The 17,732-nt window shown below is 63.0% G+C and carries 15 protein-coding genes and 1 pseudogene; 3 read left to right on the top strand and 13 right to left on the bottom strand.

Annotated features, from left to right (window positions below; genetic code table 11):
• The first annotated feature begins 240 nt into the window (after positions 1-240).
• On the top strand, positions 241-621 hold the full coding sequence (locus METUNV1_RS15015) for an H-NS histone family protein (RefSeq protein WP_232416312.1): 381 nt from the start codon (positions 241-243) through the stop codon (positions 619-621).
• A 90-nt stretch (positions 622-711) separates the two neighbouring features.
• On the opposite strand, the gene METUNV1_RS15010 is transcribed toward METUNV1_RS15015, so the two are convergent.
• From METUNV1_RS15010 to METUNV1_RS14995, 4 genes are read right to left on the bottom strand one after another with little or no spacing between them, the layout of a single operon-like run.
• Positions 712-1,065: a BP74-related protein gene (locus METUNV1_RS15010; RefSeq protein ID WP_043359996.1), complete on the bottom strand. Its 354-nt coding sequence runs from the start codon at positions 1,063-1,065 to the stop codon at positions 712-714.
• A 53-nt stretch (positions 1,066-1,118) separates the two neighbouring features.
• Positions 1,119-1,277 (bottom strand): hypothetical protein, encoded by a 159-nt coding sequence (locus METUNV1_RS15005; RefSeq protein WP_232416313.1) that lies wholly within the window; start codon positions 1,275-1,277, stop codon positions 1,119-1,121.
• A gap of 45 nt (positions 1,278-1,322) precedes the next feature.
• The gene (locus tag METUNV1_RS15000; protein ID WP_008063234.1) at positions 1,323-3,578 is read right to left on the bottom strand and encodes a ThiF family adenylyltransferase; all 2,256 of its coding nucleotides are present in this window, start codon (positions 3,576-3,578) and stop codon (positions 1,323-1,325) included.
• Entirely contained in the window at positions 3,575-4,768 is a 1,194-nt protein-coding gene (locus tag METUNV1_RS14995; RefSeq protein WP_008063232.1) for a ComEC/Rec2 family competence protein, read from the bottom strand. Before METUNV1_RS14995 ends, METUNV1_RS15000 begins: the two co-directional genes overlap by 4 nt.
• Positions 4,769-4,857: 89 nt before the next feature.
• Here METUNV1_RS14995 and METUNV1_RS14990 point away from each other — a divergent pair, with 89 nt between their 5' ends.
• Entirely contained in the window at positions 4,858-5,760 is a 903-nt protein-coding gene (locus METUNV1_RS14990; RefSeq protein WP_008063230.1) for a BrxR family helix-turn-helix transcriptional regulator, read from the top strand.
• A 6-nt stretch (positions 5,761-5,766) separates the two neighbouring features.
• Positions 5,767-6,555 (top strand): hypothetical protein, encoded by a 789-nt coding sequence (locus METUNV1_RS14985; protein WP_008063229.1) that lies wholly within the window; start codon positions 5,767-5,769, stop codon positions 6,553-6,555.
• Between the two features lie 83 nt (positions 6,556-6,638).
• Here the strand turns inward: METUNV1_RS14985 and METUNV1_RS14980 are convergent, their stop codons facing one another.
• From METUNV1_RS14980 to rsmB, 9 genes and pseudogenes are all read right to left on the bottom strand, one after another.
• A complete protein-coding gene (locus METUNV1_RS14980; protein WP_043359993.1) occupies positions 6,639-7,922 on the bottom strand; it encodes a hypothetical protein in 1,284 nt (427 codons plus the stop codon).
• Between the two features lie 78 nt (positions 7,923-8,000).
• Entirely contained in the window at positions 8,001-8,585 is a 585-nt protein-coding gene (locus tag METUNV1_RS20270; protein ID WP_008063221.1) for a TIGR02391 family protein, read from the bottom strand.
• Between the two features lie 179 nt (positions 8,586-8,764).
• A complete protein-coding gene (locus METUNV1_RS14970) occupies positions 8,765-9,067 on the bottom strand; it encodes a helix-turn-helix domain-containing protein (protein WP_008063220.1) in 303 nt (100 codons plus the stop codon).
• A 465-nt stretch (positions 9,068-9,532) separates the two neighbouring features.
• The gene (locus METUNV1_RS14965) at positions 9,533-11,140 is read right to left on the bottom strand and encodes a hypothetical protein (protein WP_008063219.1); all 1,608 of its coding nucleotides are present in this window, start codon (positions 11,138-11,140) and stop codon (positions 9,533-9,535) included.
• Between the two features lie 229 nt (positions 11,141-11,369).
• Positions 11,370-12,212: pseudogene (locus METUNV1_RS14960) on the bottom strand (magnesium chelatase domain-containing protein); the annotation flags it as partial.
• Between the two features lie 214 nt (positions 12,213-12,426).
• Positions 12,427-13,674, bottom strand: coding sequence for a sigma-54-dependent transcriptional regulator (locus METUNV1_RS14955; RefSeq protein WP_008063217.1), 1,248 nt, complete (start codon positions 13,672-13,674; stop codon positions 12,427-12,429).
• Between the two features lie 15 nt (positions 13,675-13,689).
• The gene (locus METUNV1_RS14950) at positions 13,690-15,792 is read right to left on the bottom strand and encodes a sensor histidine kinase (protein WP_008063216.1); all 2,103 of its coding nucleotides are present in this window, start codon (positions 15,790-15,792) and stop codon (positions 13,690-13,692) included.
• A complete protein-coding gene (locus tag METUNV1_RS14945; RefSeq protein ID WP_008063215.1) occupies positions 15,789-16,400 on the bottom strand; it encodes a DUF4390 domain-containing protein in 612 nt (203 codons plus the stop codon). The genes METUNV1_RS14950 and METUNV1_RS14945 overlap by 4 nt, the downstream gene beginning before the upstream one ends.
• Positions 16,351-17,601: a 16S rRNA (cytosine(967)-C(5))-methyltransferase RsmB gene (gene rsmB / locus METUNV1_RS14940; protein WP_008063214.1), complete on the bottom strand. Its 1,251-nt coding sequence runs from the start codon at positions 17,599-17,601 to the stop codon at positions 16,351-16,353. Before rsmB ends, METUNV1_RS14945 begins: the two co-directional genes overlap by 50 nt.
• Positions 17,602-17,732 lie beyond the last annotated feature (131 nt).

Raw genomic sequence — 17,732 nt, 5'->3', positions numbered from 1 at the left:
TATCGCATCTCGTTCGGTGCGCAATGGCTGAGGGGCGTCGCCGTGCGCTAGAAGCCGTTGACCCCGTCCGTCAAGGTGATCAGGGTGCGGTCAATGCGAACATGGGAGTCGATTGCCGCCCCTGCCAATTCGTCCGTGGAGTCTCCTCCCCACGGCCAAATTGTTCATTGAGTTAGTGTGTTTGGGGACTCAGGGCGATCTCGTGCTGGTACAAGAGGCAACGGACTTTAATGTCCGACGTTGTACGAACTTCTCGGTATCATTGCCGTTTTCAATAAAGAGGAGGCCTCAATGTCTGGGCAAACCTACGAAGAGCTGATTGCCAAAATATCCGAACTGCAGCAGCAAGCTGAAGCCGTCCGCAAGAGCGAACTTGATACAGTAATCGCCGACGTCAAGGCAAAGATAAAGAAGTACAACCTCTCAGCTGCGGATCTGGGCCTCGGTGGCAACCTTCGCCGCGCGGCTCGCGCGACTAGTGCCGTGAAGGTAAAGATTGCACCGGGTAAGTATCGCAATCCGGAAACAGGGGAAGTGAAAGAGGTCGGGGCCGCCGGCCGCAAGCCTACGTGGTTAGTGAGCCTGAGCGCGGATGAGCTTGAGCGCGCTCGCGTGAGCTGATTATCCCGTTTGCGCCGTCAAGAGATCTAGCCAAGCGCTCCTGGCTGTTTTTGAGCATCGTGTCAGGAGCCCGTTGGCGGCCTCAAGGCGCTAGCAGCTGACTTCTTTGGACAGGCGCGAACTCCATGGGCACCAAAAGCTGTTCGGCAAAAAGGCGCCTCCAACTTCGTCTAGGTGCTCCTCTACGTAAGCAACGTTGGCATCACACACTTCGATCTGGAACTCGAAAAAACCGATGGTCTCGGGATCCAAGTGAAATGACCAGCCAGGATTATAGTCGGCTGGTCTAGGTACGACCTTCCCTTGCACGTGCGCCTTAAGTTGATTTCCTGAAGCCAAAATTCTCCGGGCCTCTTCGATCTTCGCCGCGTCATTGAGTTGGAAGACAAATTGCTTGAGCTCGCCAGAGGGGATGAGTTGCTCAAAGGCAAAGTAAGCTCTCATGGCATGCTCTCAAGGATGTGCTTTCGTCACCATGCCATACGTGAGTATTGGTGTCACTTCAGGTGCTCGACAATCTGATCTCCCGTATCCAGATATCCACCGTCAACGACGTGCACGCCTTCGGTACCATTCACCGAATAGTGCAGCGGGATCGCACCCCCACTTTTTGCTGTTTCGACGCCAAGAAAATCGATCTCGAAGTAGTCAGCCATACATCTCCCTCGCTTTATGCCAATAAAGTGCTGGTGGCTTTGCCCCTACCAGCGATCCACAGCACACGTGAGTCCTGTCGGAGTCCAAACCAACGACACGGCGGGAAGGCCGCCGGCATCCTCGGCGATGTTGCGCAATGTGTTTCGGTCTATGCCCGAGTGTGGGCCGCCTTTCGGGTGGCTGTGCCAAGTTCCGATGAAGGTGAGATACCCCAAAGAGTTTCCATTTGCCGTGCGCAAATTCTGAACAAGTCCATCCGTTCCGAGGACGAAGCGGGCGGCCCCTCGAATGCTGTCAGGCGGCGCGTCCACGGTGCCCGTAATGGTGATGGTTCGATTTTCAAACGAGATGCGGCCGACCAAGGCTCCGCCTGTTTCCAAAGCGCCCCAGCGCAACGCATCGGCATGGATTGTTTGCACGACCGGGTGCAGAATCCGAATGTTCCAGCCACCATCGTCTACTACTTCGAGCACAGTGGTTGGGCCAAGGCCGGCGCGGGTCCATGCCATGCCCAGGCCTTCGGCATCCGAGATCCCCGCGCAAAGCGTCGCTTCCTTCGGAAGCCCGCCAACGAGCCAACGTTCCAGTTGCAGGCCTGCCAGTGACGCAGAACGAGAAACAACGGCATCAGACATTGGCATCGTCAGTGAACGGCAGTTGTCACCTACGAAAATGCGGGTGGGCTCAGACGTATCACCGGCAATCGACGCGCGCAGTTCCGGCACAAACCGGCAGCACTCGAACAAGAATGCCGTGAGGTCGTCAACCCGTCCGGCGCGACCAGGTCCTTCCAGCAAAACCGCGACACAGCGGCCCTGACCATACATCGCGATCCGTACCAGACGGGCAGGAGACTGGTTCAGTGCTGCTGATTGTGTTTCTGCGGCTAGCACCTGAAGTGATGCCGTTGCGTCCACTATGATGGCTGCATCCTGCGGAACGGTTGTGGCGAACTGTGCCGGATCCACCAGGAGGGTCACAGCGTCGATGTCGAACGCGCGCGATTGAAGATGTGACAGCTCCTCAAAGGCCGTCTTCATCAGCGCCGACTTCCGAGGTGGGACCAGTACTGATGCACGCTCAATGAGTGCATGCCGCGCCGCGTTATGAGGCGACATGGACTCGTTGTCGACGAAGGTCATTGAGCCGAAGCCTGCTCGCCCCAGTTGCATCGCGATTTTCGATCCCACACTTCCGCAGCCGAGTATGACCAGAGGCTGCGATGTGGCTGCTGATGTAATGCCAGATGTCCTTGCTAGCAACTCGGGAGACAACGCATGCGCGTGAAAAGCCGGGTGAACCGTGGCGTTTCGCTCCAGGAGTGCTTGAGCATTGAGTTCATAGCGCACCACGTAGGGCAATAGCTCGACACTTCTCCCTGGTGAACCCACAAGCGACGCTGGCCTTTGTACAGTCAGAATCACAATCGCGTAAAAGCCGTGCACCCAGCCGCGCGAGTCCTGCTGAATATCCAGGATCGAGTGTCTGTAGTAACCATCCAAGCCTTGGGCCAAAGCGTCACGATCAATGCCGAGTTCTGCTGCTCGATCAAGCAGCGTCGCAAGATCGACAACCGTCTCCGGTTGGTAGTGTCCGACCACATGCGGGTGGCCTCCGGTCATGGTAGCCCGGGCAATGAAGGCGGCGGTGTGGCCGTTTGCCCATTTGCCCAATTTGTCGTTGTGAGTCTCCTGGTAAAACACAGGATCGACTTGCGGGGTCAATTCGGCATTGACGATGGCGTATAGACCGCCATCAATCGTCACGTAGCCTGCGGGGACTACCAGAATGGTGCCGTCAGCGGGAGCTGTGGCCGCAACCTTCTCGGCACTGAATACCACGGTCGAAGGACAGCTGTCTCGTCGCGTCGGCTCCCACCCCTGTTCAAGGTCCAGCAACGTGCCCGCTGCGGCCTTGTGCAGCCAATCGATCAACTGATCGACAATGGCGTCTAGGCCAAACCGATGCAGCAGTTCGTTGAGCGATCCCTCGAACAGGCAAGGCGAGACCAATTCGCCCTCGCGATGAGGGTTGATATGCGGCAAGTTGAGCGGGAAGTCCGCTCGCAAGAATGGCTTGGGCGCGGACAGGGGCCATTCAGCGCCGAACACCAGAACGCATGTTTCGACCGAGCGTACTCCGGTCTCGGATACCCCTCTGCGCCGAGACCTGCTTGGCAATTCAACGGCAACATCGACTTCAATCTGCGTCAACGCGCCCAATGCCGTTGGCTCGCCAACGCGGACAAGGCCCCGATGCCGCTGAAGTTGATGCAGTGCGTCCGCGATGCGGTCCGTCATGATGCCCCGTGCGGCATGGGCGTGCGCGCAGAGGTGATCACGGCGGCGGCCTTCGATCCGGCTTCCTTCTTCGAAGGAGGCTGCACACCCTGAGCGGTGACGGTGAAAACGAGGGGCTCCACGGATTTTTCGCTCGGATATTCGCCCGTGCAGTAGAACTCGCCTTTTGCGTCGTTCACGATCGCCACGTACTCACGCTTCGCGCGGATGCAGGGTGGATCGCTGTCATCGTCTGCGATCGGCTTGCAGCTGGCGACGATAACGGCACCATCACGGGTCTGCGAAAGTGCCTTGCGGGCATCGGCGTCGAGTTTGGCCTTCTCGCCGAAATCGGACCAACTGTCATAGGACAGCGAATGCCAGGAGCAGTGATGCGGTGCCTGCATGATGTCGTACTCAAGCACATCGGCTTCAGTCTTGTGGCGCTGCCACTGGCGGTTCCAGATGAATACCTCGGCATCGCCACCAGTCAGGAATTTCGCGCCATCCGGCGTCTGCGCATCGGCGGCCAATGTGATGTTCAGGATCACGCTGGACTGGTTCTTGACCAGGCACTCTTCCTCTTCTTCGTCGTCCTGGGCATCCAGGGGAGCCAAAAGAAGCGCGGAGAAGAATGCCGAACTCTTGCCATTGATCGTCGAGAAGCACGTGTCCACCTTCCGCACGATCGAGGTGAGATCGTCGGTTTTTCCGTCGATGTCCTCGCCCATGATCTGGATGCGGTCACCGTTCCCGACGGCAAAGTTCTTGTCCCGGTTCAGTTGCACGCGCCGGCGTGCCTCGGTGTTGAAGGCCTTGGCGTCGTCGCTCAAGGTATGAGTCTTGCTGGTGCGTCGAAACACGATCGGGGACGACCACATCTCGCGGATCACGATCTTCTTGTCCTTGTCGTCCTTCTTGTCATCCGGGTACTTGTCGAGCGGCCCCAGGTAGAAATGCCGCGTCAGGCCGCGGCAATGATCCTGATCCGGGTGGCTCAACAGGAAGGCATCGACATACGGCCTACCGTTCTCATCCTTCTTCAGCCGTTCGCGCAAGTCCTTGGCAACGTCGCGCACGTCCTTTCCGGGGTCGTCGGCGTCCTGCCGGATGTTGATGTCGATCAGCAGCGTCGTCGCGTCGAGGTCGCCGAACTTGATGAGCGTCATGTCCCCGTTATCAACGGGGAAAAACGTGATGGTGGTGGGCATGAGGGTCTCCGGGTAGACGACCGAAGGATGATCGCGTATAGTTAATGTACGACTATTTTTTACGCCCGTCTACTTTTTAGGCGCTATTGATGCAAGAGCCCCCTGTTACTGCCGCTGAGCCCGCTGAACCCAAGGGATTAAGTTGGGGGCTGGAGAGCAGACTTCAATTCATCGATTTTCGTTTGCGCTGGGAGCGGCGCATCAATCGAATGGATCTCACTGAGCACTTCGGCATCTCTGTTCCCCAGGCTTCACTGGACATTGCCAAATACACAGAGTTGGCGCCGGGCAATTTGGTCTACGACCGCAGCTCCAGGACCTACACGGCAGCGCCGGGCTTCCAGCCGCTGTATCAACGAAGCTCGGCACAGCGCTATCTGGCAGAGTTGCTTGCAACCAAGATGGGTGTTGTCGAGCCGGCTGCCAGCTTCATCGGTTCTGCGCCAGAGACGGATTGGGCACCTTCCCCTTGGCGCACGATCAATGAGCAGACTGTCGAAGCGGTGGTTCGGGCAATCCGGCAGCGGGAAGCCATTCGGGTGAGCTACCAGTCCATGACGTCCCTGGACGAATCGATTCGCTTGCTGTCACCGCACGCCCTTGGCAACGACGGTTTTCGCTGGCACGTGCGAGCGTTTTGCCACAAGCGCCAGCGCTTCAGCGATTTCGTTCTCGCCCGAATTCTGCGCATCGACGGTTTCGAGCTGAGCCAAGTTGACTTCAGCCAGGATGCGCATTGGCATACTGTGCTGATGCTGGTCCTTGCGCCGCACCCTGATTTGCCCCCGGCCAAGAAGCGAGTCTTGGAGCTGGATTACGGCATGGAATACGGACAGGTCAAACTTCCATGCCGCCAAGCGTTTCTGTACTACACGCTGAGGCGTCTGGGCTTGCATACCAAGGAAGCGCCAGACCCTCTTGCGCAGCAGATCACGCTGAAAAATCGCGATGAAATCCAACCCTATATCGATGCCTTGACGGCACAGGCCTGACTTCATATGACAACCTTTTTTGAGCTGGTCAAGGACCCCTACGAGCGCAAGGCGCGTGTGGTCCCCGGACTTCTTGTGGCCCTGCCGGTGCTGGTGCCGCTTCTGTGTGTCTACGGGCCAAAGCATCCCGTGCTTACAGGTGTGATCGGCCTGCTTGGTGGCTGCGGCGCTATCTATGCGCTGGCGAGTGTCGCCCGCGGGCGCGGGAAACAGCTTGAAGAGATGCTGGTTGCAAAGTGGGGCGGCATGCCCACAACCATCGCACTGCGTCATCGCGACAAGTTTCTCGATGGTGTCAGCAAACAGCGTTATCACACGGCGATCACGGCCAAGCTGGGTATCGACATGCCAACGGCAGAAGAAGAGTCAGCAAGCCCTGACAAGGCGGACGATATCTACGTTGGCGCCACCAAGCGGCTTCGCGAACTCACGCGCTCCAACAAGCAGCTCTTGCTGAAAGAGAACATTGCCTATGGGTTTCACCGCAATATGCTGGCGATGAAGCCGGTCGGTATCGTGTCGTGCATCCTGGGCATCATCTACGGATTGCTGATTGCGAAGGTTCTGCAGGTAGTCCCACCCCATTTTGACCCAATGCAACTTGCCGATCCGGGGCTTGCCGCAGGCCTGACGTTGCTCATTTCGTTGGCCTTGCTTGCTGCTTGGCTGCTGTACTTCGATCAGGGCGCAGTCAGGCGGATGGGGTTCGTTTATGCGGAACGCCTGTTCGAGTGCTTGCCGTCTTTGTCTTCTTCGGCCCCGAGAAAAAAGCCTGCAAAACCGACTGCGGACTAAGATTCAACGCACTCTGCGGATAGGCATAGGCGCGTAACTCCGCTGGAATGTTGGCCTATCGGCTGACTTTCGGCAGAGGATGGTCAAGTCTCGTGGCTGGCGGCCACGTGATTGCGATGCAAGTCCGAAACCACGGCGATCAGCCTGTTGATCGGTTCGGCCAGCCGCTTCGGCAATACGCGATGCTGGGTATGGGTTTTCAGATCGGCGATCCAGCGATGCGCCACCCATACGTCCTCTTCGGGGTGGTTGTTGTCCACGCCGTTGCAATACTTGTAGCCAACGAGCGCATCGGTGTGCGACAGCAGGATGCGCGCCATCGTCATGTGGAAGCGATGGGCCTGGAGGTCCGCCTGGCCTCTGGGACGCGGTAGGGTCAGCCGTAGGCATCGCTGGGCGTTGAACTCACTCCAGTCGGGGCCAACGACTTGCCCCGCGCGTTCCAGCATCTTGCGGGACTGCTCGTTCTTGCCGTTGACCAGGGCAACGGCGACCGTACCCTTCGGGTACTCCAGCTTTTCGGCGAGCAGGTTCATCCAGCGCACCAACTTGTTCAAGGTCTCATCGTCGGCAAACACAAGGAACTGATGGCGTTGCTCGTCATCCAGAAACGCCGGCAATTGCGCGTAGAGGGGGTACAGCAGGTCGTGGAGATAGATGTAGGTCTGCCGGCGTCCTTGCTCGTGGCTCCGCGTGGTTGCGGTCAGTACCCGCTGTGCCCACTCGGGCGTGAGTTCGTCCAGCGTCATTTCGGTGATGTCGATGGAGATGAGCGGGAATCCTAGCGACTTCCCGATCAGCGCTTTGCGTCCGTCGAAAGCGTGGCCGAGTTCTATTTCAACGCCACCCAGCACCATCGGCTCAGCCTGGACCGGTGGGCCGAGCACGCCAACGTCGAGCCGGAATTTGCTACCGAATCGCGTTTCAAGAGGATGCTCGGTTGCTACCTTTTCGGCGCCGAGCAACAAATTGCCTTCCAGCGGATAGTCTGACGCATCCGCATCCTTGAACGCCCAGGGCATCGCGAGCCCGGCGTTCAAGCGCCGGGAGAGTTCGGCCGCGACAAGTTCCTTCGCCCGCCGGTGTTCAGGGCTTTCCTGTACGGCGCGCCACCGGCTGGCTTCTTCATCGTCGAAGTGCGCTTTGGGGTTGAAGGTATGCTGGGTTGGAAGCACGCGGAAATGGGATCGCCGACGTAGCTTCCCGCTTTCAAAGGAGGGGCTGACCCATGTCACCATCTGCCGCGATGCGCCGGGAGACACGAGGGGCCACAGCTTGCGCGCATGTTCACGGCTGCGAACGTCGCGCGCGGCGATCGTTGTCCGGAAAATCCCTTTTCGAGAGAAGACAACGATCGCCTCGTCCATTCCCGTCCTTTCCTTATGGCGATATGGCCGCTAGTTTCGTGGTGCGATCCAGCTTGCGGTGAATCAGCGATACCAGCGTCAGGATGTCCTGTGCGTCCTGTTCGGACATGGGCCGATTCGTCTTGGGCGCATGGGCCAGCGGGCGCCGAACAGGCCGATCAGCAGGTTGGCAAAGCCCTTCTGCTCGCTCTTCTCGGACTCCGTGTTGAGTGGTCCCAAGGCGAGAGCGGGCTGCTGGCCCGCGAATGCCTTGTTCACCAGGTCAGCGCCATCGCCGTTCAGGCCCGACAGCAGGCGAATCCGCTCCGCAACGCCCTTCGTTGCCTCGAACACGGCATGAAAGTAGTTTTCGTCCAGCAGCTCGGCGCGGCAATAGTTCAGCATTTCGAAGCGGACGACGCGGCTTTCCAGCGCGGCCTTGAATCGTCCAGCTCGTGCACGCGCAGCATCGAGCGTCGTGGCCTTGTCTAGGTGCGCGACCTTGCCGTCGTCGTGCACGTACAAGCCGGAGAAGGCAAGGACGACACTGAGTTCGTCGCGCCGCCAAGCGAACGTCGCTGGATCACGATCGCAGTTCACCCGGTTCATCGCGCGATTGATGAATATGATGAGATGGTTGCCGATCTGATGCTGGTTCTGCGCGCCGGTCCGCGCATTGAACAACCGCTTCCACTTTTCATGCCGGGCGACGTGTCGGCAACCTCGATTTCTTCAACAGGCGCTCGATCTCCGTCCCGCTCAAACCGCGCTCGGTATCGGCCAGCACACGACAGGCGGCTTCAAGGTGCTGTGAGCTGAAAGGGTCAATTCGCGTCGCCAATGCCTGTCTCCCTCGTTAGGCATCAGATGATGGCCTGCAAGCCCTTGTCGGCGATGACATTGAGCAGTTTGAGAGCTGGCCCGGCGGGATGGGTTTCGCCCTGCTCCCACTTGCGCACGGTCGAGGCCGAAGTGTGCAAATGAAGCGCGAACATCGGCTCGCTGAAATTCAGGGCTTCGCGCAGGTGTTTGATGTCGGCAGTGCTGAACTCCCCCACTGGCGGCGGGCAGATCGCGTCGAACTCGCGCATCGTCACCTTGCTGATCGCTCCCGCTTCGTGGAGCGCAGCTAGGTCGCCACGCAGGGGTTCAATGATCGTGCTCACAATGCACCTCCAATAGCGCACCCGACTGCAACGCCTTCGACAAAGCCTCGGCGGACAGTTCCAGGAACACCTTGCCGGCGCATTGCAGCGCCTTCTTCTCGTCCTGCGTGATTTTGCCTTGTCGCTCTTGGGGAACCCATGCAGGAACACGTAACGGCTGCCGATCCGGGCCGACAGCGGTGTGCGGTAGCCGCCGCTCATGCCGCCGCTCATGCCGCCGCCGTCTCGTCGGGAAAGAATCCAGCCTGTTGTCATCACTGTAACAGGCAGAAGGTTCAGTGTGTCCCGGCGCCTTATGGTCAAGGATAGGGCCCGGGAAACGTCGCTCAATCAACGATCCCGACCTACCCCTGATCCCCTCGATTTATTGGTCCTGGATTCCCAGTTCAGTGATACTGAATCGCACGCATCTTCTAGACACCACGCTGCCTCAAAAACGAGATCGGGATGGCGTTCAACGGTTCGCTAGGGTCGACGGCTCTCTAACCACGCCAAGAGCTTCGATTCGGCGCTCGCTCCGTTGTACGGCACCCGAATCGTCTCATCTCGATCTAACCTCAGGGCGGTCGGACGTTTGGATTCGGAGATAAGGCGGTTGTCATCTCCCGGCTCGTGTAGACGTGTGCAAAGCGGGAACACGAACTCCGCACTCCGGATCAGCGTGAGCAGCGAGCTCTCATCGGTAGCCTCACTCGTTAGCTTTATGAAGGCGATTTCCCTGACAGCATAGGATGTGCCTTCAAACTGAACGATGTGTTTCTCGGCATCAACATCAACTTTATGGAGGATGACGTCGGGCGAAGCGTTGATGACGTTTGCGTAGTAACCCGCAAGATGCTGACAGGCGGAAAGCGCCCAAGCCAGAAAGTCGCCCGCTTCGACGATGTCGATGCTCCGAATTTTCTCCAAGGATCCGAGCGGATCTCCCACGGCCACTAGCTTTGTCGCAGGCGTGACCCCCATCGCCACTTCAGCGCCTTGCGGTCTTCGCGCTGCAGTCGGTTTCTGGGCAAAGACAGGCTTTTTTTCCAGATCGGGAAACTTTCGTCTGCGGGAGATCACGTAGGTCGCCGGAGTCAGCGACGTCGAAGCATCTTTGTCGACGAGCTCTGCTTTGCTGGGCACTTTGGGCTTAGCGCGTGCTTGCTGTTGAGCGTTGTCGCCATCCCTATCCCCACAGGCATCACTCTCGCGGTATCGCAGACGCTGAAAGGGGAAAGGGTGCGAGCAGGAGAGCAACTCGTGCACTACGAACGAGCCCTCGTCGTCGTTGCCGCGCCTAACCCAGACTCCGCGAGCGCTGAGTGAGGTCTTGCCCACAAACGGAAAGTGCGAATTGCGGTACTTGCCTCCCTCTGTTGAGTCATCTCCTACTCCAGATAAGGAGATGGCGGCGGCTGCCTTCCATGCTTCGTTGTCTCCCAAGATTCGAGCGACGTCGGAAGCACTGCGTCCGCGAATGCCCGGGCCTAGGTCAAGTTGCGTCAGGCCTGGAAAGTGTTGAGCGACACCCAGGTCAGAACGCCTGAGGCCTGGCGTGAAGAGCTTCCCTATGAGCTTGGATGAAGAACCGAAGTAGAACCTAATCAGTTCCATGCAGGGGATCATCAGAAACTTGTCGTTGGGTAGTCGAACCTCGACGCAGTTTGACTTCGTGCTGTTCTGATGTTCAGGATGCTCTGCGAAGGGGAGCAGATACTCGCCTGTATCCGGGTGTCGGCCACCCGCCTTCACGTAGCTCCACGTGGTGGGCTGCACGTCAATGTCGGGGAATAGTTCGGTGGCACCCTTAGAGTTACCCACGAACCGCTGATTTTTCCATCGATCCCCGATTCGAAGAACGACAAGGGTGCCAACAGACACCCAGCAAGTGCAGACATCTTCCTTGTTTTGATACTTGTGCTTAAAAAGGCGCGCACGGGACAGATGAACTTCGACTGAGATCTGGCTACCCTGCGCGTATCTGTTCCGATATCTCACGGCGCCGAACCAGTCGATCTGCCACTCCTTGTTGTCATTGGGAAAGGCGGCTATGCGGAGGCTGAGCCTCCACTTTTCTTCATCGCTGACCATGCGGACTCGCGTGCATAAAAGCGCGAGACTCTAGCAATAGAACGGGTGCGCATCACTAAGATCGTTCGGATGGTTGGGGTGCCAAGAGAGTGGATGGATGGCCACTCAATGTCATGCGATAAGAAAGTGTTGGTAAATCCGCCACTTACCATCGGCCCGACCGCGACAGTGTGTGGCAATTACGGTTGCAACATATTCGATAACTTCGCGCTTATTTTGATAGGTTACAGCCGCCCCCGACCAGCGCGGCGGCGCTGGCCGAGTGGTGAGGCGCGCGGAAGGGCCGGCGGCCCAGCTGCGCGGGCTCGAACAGACCGGCGCCCGACAGCACCGCTGCGGTTTCCAGCGCCTCCGCCTCGGAAAGCCTCGGCAGCAGGCCGGCGATGCGCGCCGCGAGCATGGACTTTCCGGTGCCCGGCGGCCCGGACAGCAGCAGCGAATGCTGGCCTGCCGCGGCCACTTCGAGCGCGCGCCGCGCTTCCAGCTGTCCGCGCACATCGGCCAGATCCGGGCCGTCGTCCCCCGGCGTGCAGGTCTCTGGCTGTGCCGGCGCGAGCGCGGACTGGCCGCACAGGTGGGCGCACACCTCCAGCAGCGAGCCGGCGGCCAGCACCGTCAGGCCACCGGCCATCACCGCTTCGGCGGCGGACGCGGCGGGCAGCACGAAGGCCCGGCCGGCCGCGCGGGCGCCCAGCGCCATCGGCAGCGCGCCGCGCACCGGGCGCAGCGCGCCGTTCAGCGACAGTTCGCCGGCGAATTCAAAACCGTCGCAGCCGGGCGCGTCGAGCGCGCCGGCCGCGATCAGGATGCCGAGCGCGATCGGCAGGTCGAAACGGCCCGATTCCTTGGGCAGGTCGGCCGGCGCCAGATTGACCGTGATGCGCCGGGCCGGGAAGTCGAAGCCCGAACTGAGGATGGCCGCCCGCACCCGGTCGCGCGCCTCGCGCACCTCGACATCCGGCAGGCCGACCAGCGAAAAGGCGGGCAGGCCGTTGCCGACATGGACCTCGACCGCGACTTCTGGGGCATGCATGCCGGCCAGAGCACGGCTGCGCAGGATGGCGAGAGACATTCTTACGTCATGAAATGTGACGGCGGAAGTCTATCTGGAAATGCCGGAGGCATGGCGCCACGGATTGTCCGGCTATGGCAGGCGGGGTGCGAAGTCTCTGCAGCGATGGCGTCTGTGGGTGCGCACGGCTCCGGTTTCAGGGCGGTATCGCGGCGAGGCGCCGCTCCCACCACGTCCGCCCGCCGCCGGCCGGTCCGGGTGCCGCACGAAAGACCTAGTCGTGGTGCTCGCCGCGACGGCCGACCGGCAGACCCAGCTGCTTGAGCTTGCGGTACAGGTGGGTGCGTTCCAGCCCTGAGCGCTCGGCCAGCCGGGTCATGTTGCCGCCCTCGCGCTCCATGTGGTGCTCGAAGTACATGCGCTCGAAGGCTTCGCGCGCTTCGCGCAGCGGCTGGTCCAGGCCGGGCAGGGCCGGGGCGCTGCCCGGGCGCAGCAGGGTGCGCAGCGAGGCGGCGTCCAGCTCGTCGTCGAGCGAGGCGAGCGCAGCCGAGCGCAGCGCCGCCACCAGTTCGGCATAGCCTCCGGGCCAGGCGTGCTGGCGCAGCAGCGGCCGCACCGACTCCGGCAGCCGGCGCGGCGGCACTTCGCCGGCGTCGACCAGATGTTTCAGTACGTCCTCGGCCAGATCGGCCACTTCGTCGCGCAGCTCGGCCAGCGTCGGCAGCGGCAGCACGATTTCGAACAGCCGCGCCAGCAGCGCGTCTTCCCAGCCGGCGGCCTGCAGTTCGGCCGGGCCGAGCGCGGAACTGGCGATCAGGCGGGCGTCCAGCCGGTCCAGCCGGTCGAGCGCGAAGGCGATGTTCTTCTGCTGCATGCGCGACAGGTGACCGAGATCGCCGGTGTGGATGACGCCGCCGCGCGCGGCGTCGAGCTGTTCCTGCGTGATCGGGCCGCTCAGGCTGGCCAGTTCCAGCCAGCGCCGGCCGGGCGCGGCCAGCGTGCGCGCTGCCAGTTCGCCGAAGCTGGACGGCCCGCAGCGCAGCAGCAGCACGCGCGAACGCGCCGCCATCTGTTCGACCTTGCGGCGCAGGTCGCGCAGCTGGCCGCTGCGGCCGACAGCGGCCAGGGACGGTGCGGCCGGCCGCTGTTCCGGCGAACTGCCGCGCGCCAGCGCGCGCTTGACCGCGGCCAGCAGCTTGGCCAGCGCGATCGGCTTCTCCAGGAAATCCATGGCGCCGATGCGGGTGGCTTCGACCGCCGAGTCTATGGTGCCGTGGCCGGACATCATGATGACCGGCATCGTGAGCTGGCCGCCGGACGCCCATTCCTTCAGCAGCGAAATGCCGTCGGTGTCGGGCATCCAGATGTCCAGCAGCACCAGATCCGGCTTCTGTGCGGCGCGTGCAGTGCGTGCCGCGGCGGCGTTCTCCGCCAGCGTCACGTCATGCCCTTCGTCGCTGAGGATTTCCGACAGCAGCTCCCGGATCCCCATCTCATCATCTACGACCAGTATGCGAGCCATTGTTGCCTGCTTCCTTCATGCCGCCAGCGGCAGTGATATGCGGATTTCCGCGCCATGCGGCGCGACGTTCTCTATTTCTATGCGGCCTTCGTGTTCATCGACGATCTTCTTCACGATGGCCAGGCCGAGCCCGGTGCCACGTGCCTTGGACGTGACATAGGGCTCGAAGGCGCGCGCCAGCACCTGCGGCGGAAAGCCGCTGCCGTTGTCGCGCACCGCCAGTTCCGCGCGCCCCCCCCGGCGCCGGGTCTGTATCTGTATGCAGGGCGTGTCGGCTTCCGCCAGCGCGTCCTGCGCGTTCTGCAGCAGGTTGTGGATGACCTGGCGCAGCTGGCCGGCGTCGCCCGCCACATCGGGCAGGTCGGTGGCCAGCTGGCGCTCGATGCGGGCGGCCGACGTTTCGTACAGGCCGAGCACTTCGTCCACCAGATGGTTGAGATCCAGCGGCGCCAGCGCAGGCGCCGGCAGCCGCGCGTAGTCGCGGAAGGCGTTCACCATGTTCTTCATCGCCTCCACCTGCTCGACGATGGTGGTGGTGGCGCGCGCAAGCATTTTCTGGCCATCCGGATCGAGCCGGTCCGACAGCTTGAACTGCAGCCGCTCGGCCGACAGCTGTATCGGCGTCAGCGGGTTCTTGATCTCGTGCGCCAGCCGGCGCGCCACTTCGCCCCAGGCGGCGCTGCGCTGGGCGGAAATGAGCTGGGTGATGTCGTCGAACACCACCACGAAGCCGCCGCCACCGGCTGCCGGCAGCTGCGAACCGCGGATGAGCAGGGTCTTGGCCGGGCCGAAGGGGTCGGGAATGTCGATCTGCCGGCTCCACGATTCATGGCCTTCGTCGATCGCCGCCACGATGGTGTCGCGCAGTTCCGGGTGGCGCGGCCACTGTGCGAGCGTCATCGTTTCCCAGCCGTCCAGCGTGTCGCCGAGGATGGCCATCGCGCCCTGGTTGGCGGCCCGCAGCTTGGTGGACGGGCTGAAGGCCAGCACGCCGGCCGACAGGTTGCCGAGCACGCCTTCCAGATAGGTGCGCGCGGCTTCGGTTTCCGCCCGGCTGCGTTCGGCCTGCGCCCGGGCGTCCTCGAGCTGCTGCGTCATGCGACGGAAGGACTGGGTCAGCGTACCCAGCTCGTCGCGCGACGCAACGGCAGGGATGGGGCTGAAGTCGCCCTGCATCACCGCGTCGGTACCGCGCGCCAGGATGGACAGCGGCGCCGACATGCGGCGGCTGATCACGAAGGCCACCGCCAGCGCCGACAGCAGCGCCAGCAGCAGGGCCAGGGTCAGCGTCAGCGCGAAGATGCGTTTCAGGCCGGCGCGCGCGAGCGACAGTTCTTCGTAGTCGCGATAGGCGCTCTGCACCGCTTCCGCGTTCTGGGCCAGCGAAGCCGGCAGCGGCTGGGTGAGCTGCAGCACCGGCGCGTCCGAGGCGAGCGAGGCGCTGCCGACAAACACCAGCGCGCGCACCGTGAGGCCGTCGCCGCTGTCGGTGTCCACCGCCGCGAAACCGGCGCCCTGGCGCGCCTGGCGCAGCTGCGACGGCGACGGCAGCGGCGGTACCAGCCGGGTGGCGGCGGAACTGGTCGACAGCACCCGGCCGGCCGACGAGAACAGTGTGGCGCTGGCCGCACCGGCCTGTTCGCGCAGCACGTCCATCCGGGCGTCGCGCCGGATCAGTGGCGTATCCGCCAGTTCGCGCGCCATCGCGCGGGCCTTTTCCAGCAGGTCGGCGGACACGTAGTCCAGTGTGTTGCGGCCGAGGTTGAGGCCGCCCTCGAGCGCCTGCTCGATGCGCACGTTGAACCAGGAATCGACCGAACGCGACACGAAGCTGACCGACAGCACATAGATCAGCGCTCCCGGCGCCACCGCCAGTGCGGCGAAGGCGGCGAACAGCCGCAGCTTGAGCCGGGAGCCGAATACCGCCGCGCGGTGCTCGCGCAGCAGCTGGGTCACCAACCAGCCGACCAGGCCGATCAGGCCGATCGCCACCGTGATGTTCAGACCCAGCAGCAGCGGGTAGTTGCGCGCGAACAGCTGGGTGTTCTCGCTGGCCAGCGACAGCAGCAGCAGTAGCACGCCGCTGATCGCGGTGGTGGCGATGATGAAAACCTTCATCTCGCCTCCTGCGGCTGGGCGGTGAAGCCCCAGCGCTGCCAGTCGGATTCCAGCGTCCAGTCGCGGTTGCCGATGGCGCTGAGCTGGAACGGTTTGGGCAGCTGGGTCACGTCCAGCCGCAGCCGCAGCGCGGCGACATAGCTTTCGCCCGGCTTGATCCGGCCGTAGTCGACCACGGTCCAGCTGCGCAGCCGGCCGATCAGCTTGAGCGCCTCGTCCAGCGTTTCGAAGCTCTGGTGCAGTGCGCCGGTCGATACCCGATACTGCCGGGTCAGTGCGTGGTAACTGAGCCGATAGGTCTGGCTGCGCTCGATCACGTCCTCGTCCAGCCAGTACCAGCGGGGCCGGCTGATCTCGAACTCCAGCACGAAATAGAGCGGCACACCGCGCATGACCGCATCGGCCAGCCGCTGGGTCAGCGTGACGCTGATGTCGGTCGACAGCTGGTAGCCGTCATCGCCGTGGTCCAGCCGCACGTCGCGCATCTGCACGCCGGCCGCCAGCGCGTGCGCGGTCAGCGCGGCCAGCAGCAGTGCGCCGAACAGCGCGCGCGCCGCCTCACGCAGCGTCCGCGGCTTTCTGCAGCAGTGCGTAGTAGAAGCCGTCATGCTCGGCGGTCGGCAACAGTGACAGGTCGGGCGCACCGGAAAGGGTCAGGCGTCGGCAGTCGGGATGGCGGGCGGCGAAGGCGGCCACCTGATCCTGATTCTCGGCGCGGAACACCGAGCAGGTGGCATAGAGCAATTTACCACCCGGCGCCAGCACGCGCCAAAGCGCGTCCAGGATGGCGCGCTGCTGCGACGCGAACTGGGCGATGTCCTTCGGCCGGCGCAGCCATTTCGCGTCCGGGTGGCGGCGCACCACGCCGGAAGCGCTGCACGGCACGTCGGCCAGGATGCGGTCGAAAGGGCGGCCGTCCCACCAGTCGTCCGGCCGCGCGGCGTCGCCCACCGCGATGCGGCCGGGCAGGCCGAGGCGGGCAAAGTTGTCGGCGATGCGCTGCGCACGTGCCTCGCTGTGGTCCAGCGCCAGCAGATCGACGTCCGCCGCTTCGAGCAGATGGCAGGCCTTGCCGCCGGGCGCGGCACAGGCGTCGAGCACCCGCTGGCCGGCGGCGACGTCGAGCAGCGCAGCCGCCCCCTGTGCGCCGAGGTCCTGCACCGACAGCACGCCCTCGGCGAAGCCGGGCAGCCGCGACACCGGACAGGGCTTGTCCAGCAGCAGGCCGGTCGTGCCGTGTGCCTGGGCGCCGATGCCGGCGGCGGCCAGCGCTGCGGCGGCCGCGTCGACCGTGCTGCGCCGGCGGTTCACCCGCAGCGCCATCGGCGGATGGCTGTTGCCCTGGGCGGCGATGCCGGCCCAGTCGTCCGGGTGGTCGGCGCGCAGCCGGTCCAGCCACCAGGCCGGGTGCTGCAGGCGGGCCGCCTCGTCGGCCGCGACCGCGGCCTCCAGTTCGGCGTGGCGGCGTTGGGCGTTGCGCAGCACCGCGTTCATCAGGCCGCCGAAGCGGTCGCCGCCGAGCGCGCGGGCGGCGTCCACCGCCTGGCTCACCGTGGTGTGCGCACCGTCCGGCCGCGCCTCCAGCCGGCACAGCGCTACCCGCAGCAGCGCCTGCCGGTCGGCCTCGCGCAGCGGCTTGGGCACCAGCACCGCCAGCCGGCGGTCGATGCCGGCGTGCGCGCGCAGGCACTGGTAGGCAAGGTCGCGTACCGCCGCGCCGTTGTCGGACAGGCCGTCCGACATGCGCGCGAAGGCGTCATCCAGCGTTTCGCCGGCGGTGACGGCGGCGACCGCGCGGGCCGCGTCCACCAGGGCTGCGGCCAGCGAATCCGCGGGCAGACGGTTGGACGGCGGTGCAGGCGGGCGGGAGGACGGGCCCGGTGCGGGACGTCCGGAGGAGCGGTGGTGAGAATTCAAGACGCTGAAGGTATGGGTGCGGG

The organism is Methyloversatilis universalis FAM5 (genome assembly GCF_000214035.2).
GTDB lineage: Bacteria > Pseudomonadota > Gammaproteobacteria > Burkholderiales > Rhodocyclaceae > Methyloversatilis > Methyloversatilis universalis.
Note: the sequence above shows the minus strand (reverse complement) of the source record. Positions and strands in the feature narration are given on the sequence as shown.